Raw genomic sequence first — 14,655 nt, forward strand, 5'->3', positions numbered from 1 at the left:
TGATAGCAACCAGAGCCGCTCATTATGCAGCAGGGGCAAGAAAGTCAGCCCAAGAGCCGAGACAAATCGTTAAAGAACGCAATGCACATCATGAGCAGCAAAACGGCTATACCGCCTTTTTGCAAGCGCTCCATCCATTGCAGGGTGGGTGGCTTGCCAGTGACAGCCTCCCAAAGATAATACATCAGGTGACCGCCATCGAGCACCGGCAGCGGCAGCAGATTGAGCACGCCCAGACTGACGCTGATCAGGGCCAAAAAGGCCAGGTATTGGGTGAGGCCGACCTCGGCAGATTTGCCCGCGTATTCGGCAATCGTCAGCGGCCCGCTGATGTTCTGCAGCGAGGCCTGGCCGATGACCATCTTGGCCATCATCTTGACCGTCAGCGCCGAGACTTCCCAGGTCTTTTGCGCACCCCGGGCAAGGCCTTCCCAGGGGCCATAGCGCACATCCACCATCGCAGGCGGCGCGCCGATGAAGGCGCCCAGGCGGCCGATCTTGCTGCCCTTGTCCTCGCTCTGCGCGAGCTGCACCGGCACATGCAGCTGCGCGCCGTTGCGCGACACCAGCCAGTCCTGCAAGGCAGGCACGCCCTGCTCGCCCGATGCGCGAATCATGCGGCGCAGCTCGCCGCCATCGCCCACGCGCTGGCCATCGATGGACAGCACCTTGTCGCCCTTGCGCAGCGCCGACTGGGCCGCTGCACTGCCCGCCTCAAAGTCGCCCAGCACGGCATCAGTCCAGGGATGGGTCAATCCAATTTTTTCGACCAGCTTGGCATCGGCCTCACGGGCATCGATGCTTGACAGCGGCAAGCGGTAGCTGCGCTCAGCTGCGCCAGCACCCGGGCGGGCGCTCAGCACCACATCCTTGCCACCCAGCGCAGCCTGCGCCACAAACCAGCGCAGGTCGTCAAGCGAACGCACCGCTTCTGGCTCCGCATCGGGGAAACCCATGGACACAATTTCTTCACCGCCTTGCATGCCCGCCTGGGCCAGCATGCTGGCAGCCGGTGGCGTGCCGACAATGGCCGCGGGCTCGCGCACACCCACCCAGTTCACACAGGCGTAGAGCAGCACGGCCAGCAGCAGATTCGCCAGCGGCCCTGCGGCCACGATGGCCGCGCGCGAGCGCAGCGGCTGCACATTGAAGGCCAGATGGCGCTCATGCGCGGCAACCGGCGCCTCACGCTCATCGAGCATGCGCACATAGCCGCCCAGCGGAATGGCGCTGATGACGAATTCGGTGTCTGCGCCTTTTTTCTTCCAGCGCAGCAGGGGGCGGCCGAACCCCAGCGAGAAACGCAGCACTTTCACGCCGCAAGCCACGGCCACGCGGTAGTGGCCATATTCGTGCACGGCGATCAAAACGGCCAGCGCAACGACAAATGCAACAACGGTCAACATTGCTCAAGCCCTTGCTATGAAAAACGCGATTCTACTGAGCCGGACAATAGCCCTGTCAAACGGCCAGCTCCGAAATAAGGCCTTCGGCATAGGCACGCACCTCGGCATCGAGCGCCAGCAGCGCATCGATGCTGTCCGGCGCCTGCGGCTGCACGCCTTCGAGTGCCTGCGCATTGACCTGGTAGATCTGGTCAAAGCGCATACGGCCGTCCAGAAAAGCGGCGACGGCCACTTCGTTGGCGGCATTGAGCACCGTGGTCGTGCCATGGGGCGCACGCAGCGCCTGCCAGGACAGGTGCAGGCCAGGAAAGCGTGTTGCATCGGCCTCTTCAAAGGTCAGCGCCGAGAGCTTGACAAAATCCAGTGGCGCCGCGCCACTGGCCACGCGCTCGGGCCAGGCCAGGCCACAGGCGATCGGCACGCGCATATCGGGCGTCCCCAGCTGGGCCAGCACCGAGGCATCGCAGAACTGCACCATCGAATGCACGATCTGCTGCGGATGGATCACCACCTTGATCTGCTCGGGCTGCAGGTTGAACAGCCAGCGCGCCTCGATCACCTCCAGCGCCTTGTTCATCATCGTCGCCGAGTCGATCGAGATCTTGCGGCCCATCGCAAAGTTGGGGTGGTTGCCCGCCTGCTGCGGCGTCACATCACGCAGGCTCGATGGCTCACGGGTGCGGAACGGACCGCCCGAGGCCGTCAGGATGATGTGGTCCACGCGCTGGGGCCAGACCGCAGGGTCTTCGGGCAGGCACTGGAAGATGGCCGAATGCTCGCTGTCGATGGGCAGCAAGGTCGCGCCGCCGTCGGCCACCGCATCCATGAAGAGCTGGCCACCGACCACCAAGGCCTCCTTGTTGGCCAGCATCAAGCGCTTGCCGGCCTTGGCCGCTGCCATCGCAGGGCGCAGGCCGGCGGCGCCCACAATGGCCGCCATCACCGCATGCACATCACTGTGGGAGGCCACCATCTCCAGCGCCGCCTCGCCTTCGAGCACTTCGACCCGGCTGCCTGCCGCTTGCAGGCCTGCGCGCAACTGGGCGGCAGCCGCAGCGCCGGTCATCACCGCATAGCGCGGCTGGAACTGCAGGCACTGCGCGAGCATCAGGTCCACGCGCGAATGCGCGCTCAGCGCAAAAACGCGGTAGAGGTCGGGGTGGCGCGCCACCACATCGAGCGTATTGGTTCCGATCGAGCCCGTCGATCCGAGCACGGTAACTTGCATGGTCATCGCGAGGTTCACTTATCCAAAAATTGCAGCAGCATCAGCGCCAGCGGCACCGTCGGCAAGATGGCATCGATGCGGTCGAGTACGCCACCATGGCCGGGCAGCAGATGGCTGCTGTCCTTCATGCCGGCGCTGCGCTTGACGAGGGACTCCACCAGGTCGCCGGCCACGCTCATGCCGGCCAGAAACACGCAGGACAGCACCATCAGCCAGGGCGAAAAATCCCAGAGCCGGCTGTAGAAGCTGGGCACCTGCGCGCCAAAATGGCGGTCTGCCCAACTCCACACCAAGGCCATCAGCAGCACGCCCAGCGCGCCGCCCCAGACGCCTTCCCAGCTTTTGCCCGGACTGATGGCCGGCGCAAGCTTGTTCTTGGTAAAACGCAGACCGAACTGGCGGCCTGCAAAGTACGCGCCAATGTCGGCCATCCACACCAGGGCAAAGACCGACAGCAGAAAATTCACGCCCATCCACTTGGCCTGTGCAATCGCCAGCCAGGCCACCCACAGCGCCAGCACACCCACCACCAGGCGCAGCGCGCGCGGAATGGGCGCCCAGCCAGGCACCCCGCCCTTGAGCAAGAAGGCAGCCAGCAGCACCCAGGCGGCACCAGCCACCAGCCAGACAGCGGGCAGCGCAGCCTGCGTCCAGCCCATGGCCCAGGCAGCGCCGCACAGCAGCAACGCGACAGCCCCCAGGCCGTAGGCGGCCATGCCTTGCAGGCCATTGAGGCGCCCCCACTCCCAGGCCGCGGCGACCACGGCCAACAGCATCAACGCAGCAAAGGGAACCGGATTGCCCGCGACGATGGCGGGCACCAGAATCAGCAGGAGAACAATGGCCGTGATGATGCGTTGTTTGAGCAAATGGATCTCCTGAAAAAAGAAAACTGATGCCTACAGCGGCAGGCATCAGCGGGCAGGGGCACTACGAGGGGGACTGGACCAGTTGCTCGGACGTCTTGCCAAAGCGGCGTTCGCGCCGCTGGAATTCGGCTATCGCTTCGTCCAGGGCCTGTTCGTCAAAATCAGGCCACCACTTGTCACTGAAATACAGCTCCGAATAGGCCGATTGCCACAGCAGAAAATTGCTGATGCGCATCTCGCCACCGGTTCGGATCAGCAGATCGGGGTCGGGCACATGGGCCAGGGCCATGGCATCGTTGAGGGCCACTTCGGTGATGGCCTGGCCCGCAGCGGCCAGCTTGGCTGCCGCCTGGGCAATGTCCCAGCGGCCGCCGTAGTTGAAGCAGACGTTGAGCACCATGCGGTCGTTGTGGGCCGTGGCCTGTTCGGCTTGTGCCAGACCCGCCTGCACCTTGGCAGACAGAGAGGCGCGGTCACCGACAAAGAACAAACGGATGCCGTCACGGGCCAGCGATGGCACCTCCTTGGCCAGTGCGCCGGCCAGCAGGTTCATCAGGCCATCGACCTCGTCGGTCGGCCGGTTCCAGTTCTCGGAAGAAAAGGCAAACACGGTGAGCACCTTGACGCCGCGCTCGGCACAGGCCTTGGCGCAGCGGCGCAGCGAGTCCACCCCTTGCTTGTGGCCTGCCAGGCGTGGCAGAAAACGGCGTTTGGCCCACCGGCCATTGCCATCCATCACGATGGCAATGTGGTGCGGTATTGCAGCAGCAGTCATGCGCGGAAAAACAGATCCAGACCTGGATCAGACCGCCATGATGTCTTTTTCTTTCTCGACCACCAGCTGGTCGATCAGCTGGATGTGCTTGTCGGTGATCTTCTGCACCTCGGCTTCCGAGCGCTTTTGGTCGTCTTCCGATGCTTCCTTGTCCTTGACCAGCTTCTTGACGCCTTCATTGGCATCGCGGCGCAGGTTGCGGATGGCTATCTTGGCGTTCTCGCCTTCGGCCTTGACCAGCTTGGTCATTTCCTTGCGGCGCTCTTCGCTCATCGGCGGCATCGGCACGCGGATCAGGTCACCCATCGAGGCCGGGTTCAGGCCCAGGTCGCTTTCGCGGATGGCCTTTTCCACCTTGGCCGCCATGGCCTTTTCCCAAGGCGTCACGCTGATGGTGCGGCTGTCGATCAAGGCGACATTGGCCACTTGCGACAGCGGCATCATCGAGCCGTAGTAATCAACCTGGATGGTGTCCAGCAGCGCGGGATTGGCGCGGCCGGTGCGGATCTTGGTCAGGTTGTTTTTGAACGCGGCAATCGATTGGTCCATCTTGCCTTCGAGATTCTTCTTGATTTCTGCGACTGTCATTGTCAACTCCTAACTACCACATTCTGCACTTGCACACGCCAGCCGCCCATCAGGCGTAGACCAGCGTGCCCTCTTCTTCGCCCATCACCACGCGCTTGAGCGCGCCACTCTTGACGATGGAGAATACACGGATGGGCAGTTTCTGATCACGGCACAGGGCGAAGGCCGTCGCATCCATGATGCCCAGGTTGCGGCTCATCGCCTCATCAAAACTCAGCTTGGTGTAGAGCGTGGCATTGGGATCCTTCATTGGATCGGCCGTGTAGACACCGTCGACCTTGGTGGCCTTGAGCACCAATTCTGCGCCAATTTCAGCACCGCGCAGCGCCGCTGCGGTATCGGTGGTGAAGAAAGGGTTGCCCGTACCTGCAGCAAACACCACGACCTTGCCCTCTTCGAGGTACTGCAGCGCCTTGGGGCGCACATAGGGCTCGACCACCTGCTCGATGCCGATGGCCGACATCACACGGGCCGTCAGGCCCTGCTTGTCCATCGCATCGGCCAGCGCCAGCGCATTCATCACCGTCGCGAGCATGCCCATGTAATCGGCAGTGGCACGGTCCATGCCGACCGAGCCGCCGGCCACGCCGCGGAAAATATTGCCGCCACCGATCACGACAGCGACCTGCACGCCCAGCCGAGTCACCTCGGCAATCTCCTCGACCATCCGCACAATGGTTGCGCGGTTGATGCCAAAAGCATCATCCCCCATCAGAGCTTCACCGGAGAGTTTGAGAAGAATGCGCTTGTGGGCAGGGCTTTGGGACATGGTGGAGAGCTCCAGGTGTGGGGGATGGGTGAAAAAACGATAGGTGAAACAAAGGGGCCGTAGCCCCTTTGTCAGGATGATTACTGGCCCTTGGCGGCCGCAACCTGCGCGGCGACCTCGGCAGCGAAGTCATCCACCTTCTTCTCAATGCCCTCACCCACCACGTAGAGCGTGAAGCTCTTGATCGAGGTGTTGGCGGCCTTGAGCATTTGCTCAACGGTTTGCTTGCCGTCAGCGGCCTTCACGAAGACCTGGTTGAACAGCGAGACTTCCTTGAGGTACTTCTGCACAGCGCCGTCCACCATCTTGGCAGCGATGTCAGCGGGCTTGCCCGACTCTTCAGCCTTGGCGGCAGCGACGGTGCGTTCCTTCTCGATCAGCTCGGCAGGCACGTCAGCGCTGGTCAGCGCCACGGGCTTCATCGCAGCCACGTGCATGGCCACGTCCTTGGCAGCTTGCGCGTCGCCTTCGAACTCGACCACCACACCGATGCGGGTGCCGTGCAGGTACAGCGCCAGGTTGCTGCCTTCGAAGCGCTTGAAGCGGCGGAACGACATGTTCTCGCCGATCTTGCCGACCAGGCCCTTGCGCACGTCTTCCAGGGTGGGGCCAAAGCCGTCTTGCTCGTAAGCCAGTGCGCTCAGGGCTGCCACGTCGGCAGGGTTCTTTTCAGACACCAGCTTGGCCGCTGCATTGGCCAGGGCGATGAAGCTGTCGTTCTTGGAGACGAAGTCGGTTTCGCTGTTGACTTCGATGATCGCGCCGTTGTTGCCTTCAACCACAGCGGCGATCACGCCTTCAGCGGCAATACGCGATGCTGCCTTGCCGGCCTTGGTGCCCAGCTTGACGCGCAGCAGCTCTTCAGCCTTGGCCATGTCGCCATCAGCCTCGGTCAGAGCCTTCTTGCATTCCATCATGGGCGCGTCGGTCTTAGCGCGCAGTTCTGCCACCATGCTTGCGGTAATTGCCATTTTTCTCTCTCCGTATTCAGTTCAGTTGGGGTGATTGTGGAAACGTAGGTAAAAAAAACGGGGCTAATCTGGAGCCCCGCTTTTCATTCGCGGCCCAATGGGCAGCCCTGTGGATTAAGCAGCGGTGTTTTCCACTTCCACAAACTCGTCGCCTTCTTCGCCGGAAGCAGCCTTGACCACATCGTTCACGGCGTTGGCACGGCCTTCCAGGATCGCGTCGGCGATACCGCGAGCATACAGCTCCACAGCCTTGGCCGAGTCATCGTTACCAGGGATCACGTAGTCGATACCTTCTGGGTTGTGGTTGGTGTCAACCACGCCGATCAGAGGAATGCCCAGCTTCTTGGCTTCAGCGATGGCAATCTTGTGGTAGCCCACGTCGATCACGAAAATGGCGTCAGGCAGTGCGTTCATGTCTTGAATGCCGCCGATGTCCTTTTCCAGCTTTTCCAGCTCACGAGCAAACATCAGTTGCTCTTTCTTGCTCATAGCTTCCAGGCCGGCTTCTTGCTGAGCCTTCATGTCCTTCAGACGCTTGATCGAGGTCTTGACGGTCTTGAAGTTGGTCAGCATGCCGCCCAACCAGCGTTGGTCGACGTAAGGCACGCCAGCACGTTGTGCTTCGGTGGCCAGGATTTCGCGCGCTTGGCGCTTGGTGCCCACCATCAAGATGGTGCCACGGTTGGCCGACAGCTGCTTGATGAACTTTTGTGCGTCCTGGAACAGAGGCAGGGTCTTTTCCAGGTTGATGATGTGAATCTTGTTGCGGCTACCGAAAATGTACTGGCCCATCTTGGGGTTCCAGAAACGGGTTTGGTGGCCAAAGTGGACGCCGGCTTCCAGCATCTCGCGCATCGTAACGGACATATATCTTCTCCGAAGGTTAGGTCTAAAATTCTGCCCAACTATCACGGCAGCCGCGCTTGTGCACTGCATGCCGCAACACCTTAGGTAGGCAGGTTTGCGATTTCGTTTTGAACCGATGTGGCAAGCCACACTCGGCAAAACCCTAGGATTCTAACATAGTCCGGCATGGGTCGCGAAGAAGTCGCGCCAACCCCACCTTGACGATTGCTTGCGTTTTTTGAACCACAGTGGCGCGCCTTACCACGGCGAGCGCAAAAAACTAGGCACAATCTGGCACTCGAACGCACGGCTTTTGCAAATGCTTGCACCGGCTGTGCCCCACTCTATGAACGGCCCCCTGTTTTTGTTGTTATGAAGATTGCGATCGTTGGAGCAGGCATTGCAGGTATTGCAACGGCCTTCGAGCTGATGGAGGCCGGCAACGAGGTCAGTGTTTTCGAGCAGCACCGCGCTGCTGGCGAAGAAGCCAGCTTTGCCCCCTCAGGCCTGATGTGGCCCTGCGCGATCAATCCCTGGGGCGCCACCGCCTTCCAGCAGGCCTTGCAGCTGGGCATGTCGCGCCCGGCCTTTGCCGAACTGCAGGTCCAGGGCAGCGTGCTCTCCTCGCCCCGCCGCTGGGCACGCCGCCAGCAAGGCGTCGCCAAGAAGCTGCGCGACAGCGAAATCCTGCCTGCGCTGCAGTCGCTCGAGCTGCTGGCGATGCAGCGCATGCAGCATGTGCAGGAAATGCTCGAGATCAACGGCCAGTTCAGCCAGGGCCTGCTGCTGCCGCTGCGCAAGGAGCCCAGCGCCGCGGCACTGTATGAACTCACCCGGCGCCTGTCGGCCGCGCATATTGACTACCAGCGCTGCGACGAAGCCCAGACCCGCGCCATCGAGCCCGGCCTGGCCACCGAGATCCAGATTGCCGGCGCGCTGCACCTGCCCGAGGCCTGGTCGGGCAATGGACGGCTGTTCTCGCAAGGGCTGCTGCAGGCGCTGCAAACGCATGGGCTGCAGCTGCACACCCAGCAGGCCGTCAGCGGCATCCAGAGCGCAGGCCAGGGCCTGCGCCTGCAACTGGCCAGTGGCACGCAGGATTTTGATGCGGTGGTGCTCTGCGCCGGCGCCCACACCAACCAGCTGCTGCGCCCGCACCATGTGCAGCTGCCCAGCGCCCCTATCTATAGCTATAGCGCCAGCATCCAGATCAGCGAAGAGTCGCTGGCCCCACGCCGCGCAGTCATCGATCTGGAAAACAACATGATCCTGACGCGCCAGGGCTCGCGCCTGCGCATCAGCGGCGGCGCCGAGCTGGGCTACCCCGACAGCCCCGAGCGCAGCGATGACGCCCGCCACGCCCTGATCAGCGTGCTGCTCGAGTGGTTCCCCGGCTGCATCCAGCCGAGCCAATCGATCCTGCAGATGTGGCGCGGCGCGCGCCTGACCGTGCCCGATGGCCTGCCGGTGGTGGGCGCCTCCGGCATCCCGGGCGTCTGGCTCAACACCGCCCACGGCGGCTTTGGCTGGGGGCTGTCGATGGGCTGCGCCCACCATGTGCGCCAGCTGGTCATGGGCCAGAGCACCAGCACCGCCCCCGAAGCGCTGGACCTGCAGCGCCTGCGCTGAGCACTTCGGCGAGCGGCCCGCCCGTAGCCAGAGCCCTGCGCTACGATAGCGCCATGCCCGCTTCTGCCGCTCTGCTCTATCCCGCCCTGCTCTCCAGCGACCAGGTTCGCGCGCGCGAGCAATCGCTGGCGGCCACGCTGCCCCAGTACCGCCTGATGGCCCGCGCTGGCGAAGCCACAGCCCGCCTGGCCCTGGCGATCGCGCCGCATGCCAGGCATATCTGGGTCGTGTGCGGCGCCGGCAACAACGGCGGCGATGGGCTGGAAGCCGCCATCCATCTACAAGCCGCCGGCAAGACGGTGCACATCAGCCTGCAACCCAGCGCCGGCAAGGCCCTGCCCACCGATGCCGCCCATGCACTGCAACGCGCCCAGGCCGCAGGCCTGGCGATCAGCACGCAACCGCCCGCCCATTTCGACCTGGCCATCGATGCAGTCTGGGGCATTGGCCTGCGCGCCGGCCGCAGCGCCCCTGCCGAAGGCCCTGTACTGGCCTGGCTGCAGCAGCTGCTGGAAACCGATCGCGATGTGCTGTGCATCGACACACCCTCGGGCCTGCTGGCCGATACCGGCGCCTGGCTGCCCTCGCTAGATTCCCTGGTGCCACCAGCACCCCGAGGACGCCGCTTCACGCTCAGCATGCTGGCCCTCAAGCCGGGGCTTTTTACCTTGCAGGGGCGCGACTGGGCGGGCGAGGTCTGGCTGGCAGCGCTGTCGGCCCACAACCCGGTCTGGCGCTGTGACCAGATTCCCGCCGCCGACATGGATACCTCCTCAGGCACCGGCCAGCTCGTCACCCAGGCGCCAACCCCTCTACCAACCCACAACAGCCACAAAGGCCTGTTTGGCGATGTCGGCGTCATCGGCGGCCAAAGCGCCAGCCATGATGGCCAGGGCATGGAAGGCGCAGCCATGCTGGCCGCCAGTGCAGCGCTGCATGCAGGCGCGGGCAGGGTCATGCTGCATTTGCTGGGCAGCAACCCTGCATCGCCCAGGCCTGGTGGTGTCGCGGCCGACATCATGCTCCGGTCGCTGGAGGCCATGCAGGCACTGCGCGGCAGCCTGGTTTGCGGCTGCGGCGGTGGCAGCCTGGTGGCCGGGGTGGTGCCCCAGGCCCTGCAGCATGCAGGCAGCCTGGTGCTCGATGCCGATGCGCTCAACGCCATTGCCAACCAACCAGCACTACAACAAGCACTGTTGCACCGGGCAGCCCAAGGGGGTGCAACCGGCGCCACGGTGCTCACGCCCCATCCACTGGAGCTGGCGCGGCTCTTGGGCAGCAGCACCGCACAGATCCAGCACGACCGCATAGGCGCCGCGCGCCAGGCGGCACGGCAATGGCAGTGCCTGGTGGTGCTCAAGGGCAGCGGCTCGGTCATTGCCGCGCCAGATGGGCGCTATGCCATCAACCACAGCGGCAATGCCCGCCTGTCGATTGGCGGCACCGGCGATGTGCTGGCCGGCTGCATTGGCGCGCACCTGGCCGCTCTAGCACCGGGCAGCCGCTGGGCACAACCCTGGCAGCCACTGCTCCATGCCGTCTGGCTGCATGGCCATGCGGCCGATACCTGGCCGCCCGCACGCATGCTGACGGCATCGCGCCTGGCGCGCAGCCTGCAACGGCCAGGCTGACAACCAGACACGGGCTTAGCCCCGGCCCACAAACGGCATCTTGGTGGCCATCACCGTGTGGAACAGCACATTGCATTCCAGCGGCAGATTGGCCATGTAGAGCACCGACTGGCCCACGACATCCACATCCATCAGCGGCTCGGGTGCAATCTCGCCATGCGCCTGCATGACGCCCTGGGTCATGCGCATTGCCAGCTCGGTGCCGGCATTGCCCACATCGATCTGGCCGACGGCGATGTTCCACTTGCGGCCATCGAGCGCGGCGGTCTTGGTCAGGCCCATCACCGCATGCTTGGTGGCGGTATAGGCAATCGACATGGGCCGGGGCGCATGGGCCGAGATGGAGCCATTGTTGATGATGCGTCCACCCATCGGCGACTGCTGGCGCATCACGCGGAAGGCCTGCTGCAGGCAATAGAACATGCCGTTGAGGTTGACATTGACGACATCCTGCCAGGTCTCGACCGGCAGCTCATCGATCGGCACCGCAGGCGCGCCGCGCCCGGCGTTGTTGAACAGCATGTCCACCCGGCCAAACTGGGCGATGGCCGCATCGAACAAGGCCTTGACCGCCACCGGGTCGGCCACATCGGTGGGCACCACCAAGGCCTGACCGGCGTCTGCCGCATGGCTGGCCACTTCCTGCAAGGGCTGCGCGCGGCGGCCGGCCAGCACCACCGACCAGCCGTCCTTCATCAAGGCCAGCGCCGCTGCGCGGCCAATCCCGGTACCCGCACCGGTCACCACTGCAATCTTGCGCGTCTTCTCGGTCATCCGTACTCCTTGGTTCTGTCAACAAAAAAGCCAGGCCATCGCTGGGATGGCCTGGCTTCGATCATAGTGAATTCACAGCCGATCAGCGGCGTTTGCGCGGGGTCTTCTGTCCCGGTTGTTTGCTGGCGCCGGCGCCCCGGTCGTTGCCACGCGGCTTGCCAGCACCATGCGCGGCACCCTTGGCCTTGCGCTTGAGGCTGGCGCGCTGCGCGTCATAGGCCTCATCGCGCCCCTCGCGCTGGCGGCTGGACGGCGACGAGGCCACCTTGGCCGCACGGGCATTGGAGGCCGGCGCGCGGGCCGCATCCTCGCCCTCGCGCACCAGGCGGAAGTCAATCTTGCGCGCATCCAGATCCACGCGGCTGACCTGGATCTGCAGGCGGGTGCCAATCGTGTAGCGGATGCCGGTGCGCTCACCGCGCAGCTCCTGGCGCATCTCGTCAAAGCGGAAGTAGTCGCCGCCCAGCTCGGTGATGTGGATCAGACCTTCAACATAGAGCTGGTCCAAGGTCACGAACAAGCCAAACGAGGTGACAGCCGAGACCATGCCGCTGTACTCCTCGCCCAGATGCTCGCGCATGTACTTGCACTTGAGCCAGGCTTCGACATCGCGGCTGGCCTCATCGGCGCGGCGCTCATTGGCACTGCAATGCAGGCCCGCCGCTTCCCAGGCCTGCACTTCGCGCGATACGCGTTGCACACGCTCGGCCTGCAGCTTTTGCTTGGGGGCAGCCACCCGGCTTGCCAGGCGCTTGGCCAGCTTGGCCTCGGCCTCACCCGGCGTGGGCAGCAGCGGCAGCTGGTAGCGCTTGCCCAGCAGGGCGGCCTTGATGACGCGGTGCACCAGCAAATCGGGGTAACGGCGGATCGGGCTGGTGAAGTGGGTATAGGCCTCGTAGCCCAGGCCAAAGTGGCCGCTGTTGATCGGCGTGTAGATCGCCTGCTGCATCGAGCGCAGCAGCATCGTGTGGATCTGCTGGGCGTCGGGCCGGTCCTTGGTCGCCTGCGCAATGGCCTGGAACTCGGCCGGGCTCGGGTCGTCGCTGATCGACAGGCCCACGCCCATGGCCTTGAGGTAGCCGCGCAGAATGTCCTGCTTCTCGGGCGTCGGGCCTTCGTGCACCCGGAAGAGCCCGGGCTGGCCGCTTTGCTGGATGAAATCTGCCGCGCAGACATTGGCTGCCAGCATCGCCTCTTCGATCAGGCGGTGGGCCTCGGTGCGGGTGCGGGGCACGATTTTCTCGATACGGCCGTTCTCGTCGCAGATGATCTGGGTTTCGGTGGTCTCGAAATCCACCGCGCCGCGACGGCCACGCGCCGACAGCAAAGCCTTGTACACATCGTGCAGGTTCAGCAGGTCAGCCACACGCTCCTTGCGCTTGATCGCTTCCTGGCCCCGGGTGTTGGCCAGAATGGCCGCCACCTCGGTATAGGTAAAGCGTGCATGGCTGTGCATCACCGCAGGGTAGAACTGGTAGGCCTGCAGTTCACCATCGGCGGTGACCAGCATATCGGCCACCATGCACAGGCGGTCCACATTGGGGTTGAGCGAACACAGGCCGTTGGAGAGCTTCTCCGGCAGCATCGGAATCACGCGGCGCGGAAAGTAGACGCTGGTGGCACGGTCGTAGGCATCGACATCGATGGCATTGCCGTTTTGCACATAGTGGCTCACATCGGCAATCGCCACCAACAGGCGCCAGCCCTTGGTGCGGCCGATCTTGGCGGGCTCGCAGTACACCGCATCGTCAAAGTCACGCGCATCTTCACCATCGATGGTGACCAGCGGGATATCGGTGAGGTCGATGCGGGCCTTGCGGTCGGCCAGGCGCACCTTGTCGGGCAGCTTCTTGGCCAGCGCCAGGCACTCGTCCGAGAACTCATGGGGCACGCCATATTTGCGCACCGCGATTTCGATTTCCATACCGGGGTCATCGATCTCGCCCAGCACCTCAACCACGCGGCCCACCGGCTGGCCAAACAAGGCCGGCGGCTCGGTCAATTCAACAACTACCACTTGGCCGGTCTTGGCCGCGCCGATCGCGCCATTGGGGATCAGTACATCCTGGCCATAGCGCTTGTCCTCGGGCGCCACCAGCCAGACGCCGCTTTCCTGCAGCAGCCGGCCGATGATGGGCTGCGCGGAGCGCTCGATGATTTCAACAATGCGGCCCTCGGGGCGGCCGCGGCGGTCGGTGCGCACGATGCGGGCGCGGACCCGATCTCGGTGCAGTACGGCGCGCATTTCATTGGCCGGGATGTAGATGTCGCTTTCGTTGTCATCCCGGATCACAAAGCCGTGGCCTTCACGGTGGCCTTGGACTACACCTTCAATTTCTTCTGACAAATTATCTGCTCCTGTTTTGGAAGCCGTTTTTTTGATATACAATCTGATTCTTTCCTGAAATGCCCAGGTGGCGGAATTGGTAGACGCACTAGTTTCAGGTACTAGCGGGTAACTCCGTGGAGGTTCGAGTCCTCTCCTGGGCACCAAGTTTAACGACAAGTACAACTTGTTTTGTGAAAACGGTGAAAAATCAGTCTTAACGGGCTGGTTCTACAGTGGTTTTTTTAGGAAAGTCGATAAGGGGCACTGCCCTGCATCATCAGCCCAGGTGGCGGAATTGGTAGACGCACTAGTTTCAGGTACTAGCGAGTAACATCGTGGAGGTTCGAGTCCTCTCCTGGGCACCAGACATAAGCCGTTGCACTTTTTGTGCAGCGGCTTTTTCTTTGTCTGCGATGCGCATCTACCCCGAGCCCAGCAACGACGGCGCACACCGCATCTTTGCGCTCCCGATATAGCCTGCCCTCGGCAGACAGCACACCATCCGCTGCAAAGGCAGCAAAACACCCTCCTCGCCACACGCTACTGCACAGTGATGCCGTATTCACCCGGACGCCATGCCTACCCGCGTCGCTTGCCAGGCAGGGCCAGCACCAGCCACGGCAACCGCTCGCAGCACCTTGGCACCAAGGCCGCCGCTGAGCGACATAGCACCCACACCAAGCGCTCTGAAAAATTTTCCGAATTTGCCCCAAAGCGGCCAAAAATCGCCCCTATAATTGCGGCTTCCCTGAAAGCCCAGGTGGCGGAATTGGTAGACGCACTAGTTTCAGGTACTAGCGGGTAACTCCGTGGAGGTTCGAGTCCTCTCCTGGGCACCAA

Annotated in this window: 12 protein-coding genes and 3 tRNA genes; 5 read left to right on the forward strand and 10 right to left on the reverse strand. The window is 63.4% G+C overall.

Annotation, left to right across the window (positions count from 1 at the left end; all coding sequences use genetic code 11):
* Positions 1–44: 44 nt before the first annotated feature.
* The 8 genes from rseP to rpsB form a co-directional block, all read right to left on the reverse strand.
* Positions 45–1,406 (reverse strand): RIP metalloprotease RseP, encoded by a 1,362-nt coding sequence (gene rseP / locus WH265_RS02860; RefSeq protein ID WP_339536545.1) that lies wholly within the window; start codon positions 1,404–1,406, stop codon positions 45–47.
* A gap of 55 nt (positions 1,407–1,461) precedes the next feature.
* Positions 1,462–2,640 carry a 1-deoxy-D-xylulose-5-phosphate reductoisomerase gene (gene ispC / locus WH265_RS02865; RefSeq protein ID WP_021026561.1) on the reverse strand — a complete coding sequence of 393 codons (1,179 nt, stop codon included), beginning with the start codon at positions 2,638–2,640 and terminating at the stop codon, positions 1,462–1,464.
* Positions 2,641–2,648: 8 nt separating this feature from the next.
* The gene (locus WH265_RS02870) at positions 2,649–3,503 is read right to left on the reverse strand and encodes a phosphatidate cytidylyltransferase (RefSeq protein ID WP_339557252.1); all 855 of its coding nucleotides are present in this window, start codon (positions 3,501–3,503) and stop codon (positions 2,649–2,651) included.
* Between the two features lie 61 nt (positions 3,504–3,564).
* Positions 3,565–4,278, reverse strand: a complete 714-nt coding sequence (uppS, locus tag WH265_RS02875) for a polyprenyl diphosphate synthase (protein WP_339519912.1) — start codon at positions 4,276–4,278, stop codon at positions 3,565–3,567.
* 27 nt (positions 4,279–4,305) lie between these two features.
* A complete protein-coding gene (frr, locus tag WH265_RS02880) occupies positions 4,306–4,866 on the reverse strand; it encodes a ribosome recycling factor (RefSeq protein ID WP_021026558.1) in 561 nt (186 codons plus the stop codon).
* A gap of 49 nt (positions 4,867–4,915) precedes the next feature.
* Complete coding sequence (pyrH, locus tag WH265_RS02885; RefSeq protein WP_312986498.1) at positions 4,916–5,635, reverse strand: UMP kinase; 720 nt, start codon at positions 5,633–5,635, stop codon at positions 4,916–4,918.
* 80 nt (positions 5,636–5,715) lie between these two features.
* Positions 5,716–6,606: a translation elongation factor Ts gene (gene tsf / locus WH265_RS02890; RefSeq protein WP_021026556.1), complete on the reverse strand. Its 891-nt coding sequence runs from the start codon at positions 6,604–6,606 to the stop codon at positions 5,716–5,718.
* Between the two features lie 114 nt (positions 6,607–6,720).
* On the reverse strand, positions 6,721–7,473 hold the full coding sequence (gene rpsB, locus WH265_RS02895; protein ID WP_021026555.1) for a 30S ribosomal protein S2: 753 nt from the start codon (positions 7,471–7,473) through the stop codon (positions 6,721–6,723).
* A 351-nt stretch (positions 7,474–7,824) separates the two neighbouring features.
* Here rpsB and WH265_RS02900 point away from each other — a divergent pair, with 351 nt between their 5' ends.
* Together WH265_RS02900 and WH265_RS02905 are read left to right on the forward strand one after the other, a co-directional pair.
* Positions 7,825–9,081: an NAD(P)/FAD-dependent oxidoreductase gene (locus tag WH265_RS02900; protein WP_339557253.1), complete on the forward strand. Its 1,257-nt coding sequence runs from the start codon at positions 7,825–7,827 to the stop codon at positions 9,079–9,081.
* 53 nt (positions 9,082–9,134) lie between these two features.
* Complete coding sequence (locus WH265_RS02905) at positions 9,135–10,712, forward strand: NAD(P)H-hydrate dehydratase (RefSeq protein WP_339557254.1); 1,578 nt, start codon at positions 9,135–9,137, stop codon at positions 10,710–10,712.
* Positions 10,713–10,727: 15 nt separating this feature from the next.
* On the opposite strand, the gene WH265_RS02910 is transcribed toward WH265_RS02905, so the two are convergent.
* Together WH265_RS02910 and rnr are read right to left on the reverse strand one after the other, a co-directional pair.
* The gene (locus WH265_RS02910) at positions 10,728–11,486 is read right to left on the reverse strand and encodes an SDR family oxidoreductase (protein WP_312986502.1); all 759 of its coding nucleotides are present in this window, start codon (positions 11,484–11,486) and stop codon (positions 10,728–10,730) included.
* 82 nt (positions 11,487–11,568) lie between these two features.
* A complete protein-coding gene (rnr, locus tag WH265_RS02915) occupies positions 11,569–13,875 on the reverse strand; it encodes a ribonuclease R (RefSeq protein WP_312986503.1) in 2,307 nt (768 codons plus the stop codon).
* Positions 13,876–13,894: 19 nt separating this feature from the next.
* Here rnr and WH265_RS02920 point away from each other — a divergent pair.
* From WH265_RS02920 to WH265_RS02930, 3 genes are all read left to right on the forward strand, one after another.
* Positions 13,895–13,979 (forward strand) — tRNA-Leu (locus WH265_RS02920).
* A gap of 116 nt (positions 13,980–14,095) precedes the next feature.
* Positions 14,096–14,180, forward strand: a tRNA-Leu gene (locus tag WH265_RS02925).
* A 389-nt stretch (positions 14,181–14,569) separates the two neighbouring features.
* Positions 14,570–14,654 (forward strand) — tRNA-Leu (locus WH265_RS02930).
* The last annotated feature ends 1 nt before the right edge of the window (position 14,655 follow it).

It is taken from the genome of Comamonas sp. MYb396, assembly GCF_037479555.1.
GTDB lineage: Bacteria > Pseudomonadota > Gammaproteobacteria > Burkholderiales > Burkholderiaceae_C > Comamonas.

What these genes read in the sequence shown, in the direction of transcription:
- rseP (WP_339536545.1), bottom strand. Translation starts at nt 1,406, where the DNA reads ATGTTGACCGTTGTTGCATTTGTCGTTGCGCTGGCCGTTTTGATCGCC.
- ispC (WP_021026561.1), bottom strand. Translation starts at nt 2,640, where the DNA reads ATGACCATGCAAGTTACCGTGCTCGGATCGACGGGCTCGATCGGAACC.
- uppS (WP_339519912.1), bottom strand. Translation starts at nt 4,278, where the DNA reads ATGACTGCTGCTGCAATACCGCACCACATTGCCATCGTGATGGATGGC.
- frr (WP_021026558.1), bottom strand. Translation starts at nt 4,866, where the DNA reads ATGACAGTCGCAGAAATCAAGAAGAATCTCGAAGGCAAGATGGACCAA.
- pyrH (WP_312986498.1), bottom strand. Translation starts at nt 5,635, where the DNA reads ATGTCCCAAAGCCCTGCCCACAAGCGCATTCTTCTCAAACTCTCCGGT.
- tsf (WP_021026556.1), bottom strand. Translation starts at nt 6,606, where the DNA reads ATGGCAATTACCGCAAGCATGGTGGCAGAACTGCGCGCTAAGACCGAC.
- rpsB (WP_021026555.1), bottom strand. Translation starts at nt 7,473, where the DNA reads ATGTCCGTTACGATGCGCGAGATGCTGGAAGCCGGCGTCCACTTTGGC.
- WH265_RS02900 (WP_339557253.1), top strand. Translation starts at nt 7,825, where the DNA reads ATGAAGATTGCGATCGTTGGAGCAGGCATTGCAGGTATTGCAACGGCC.
- WH265_RS02905 (WP_339557254.1), top strand. Translation starts at nt 9,135, where the DNA reads ATGCCCGCTTCTGCCGCTCTGCTCTATCCCGCCCTGCTCTCCAGCGAC.
- WH265_RS02910 (WP_312986502.1), bottom strand. Translation starts at nt 11,486, where the DNA reads ATGACCGAGAAGACGCGCAAGATTGCAGTGGTGACCGGTGCGGGTACC.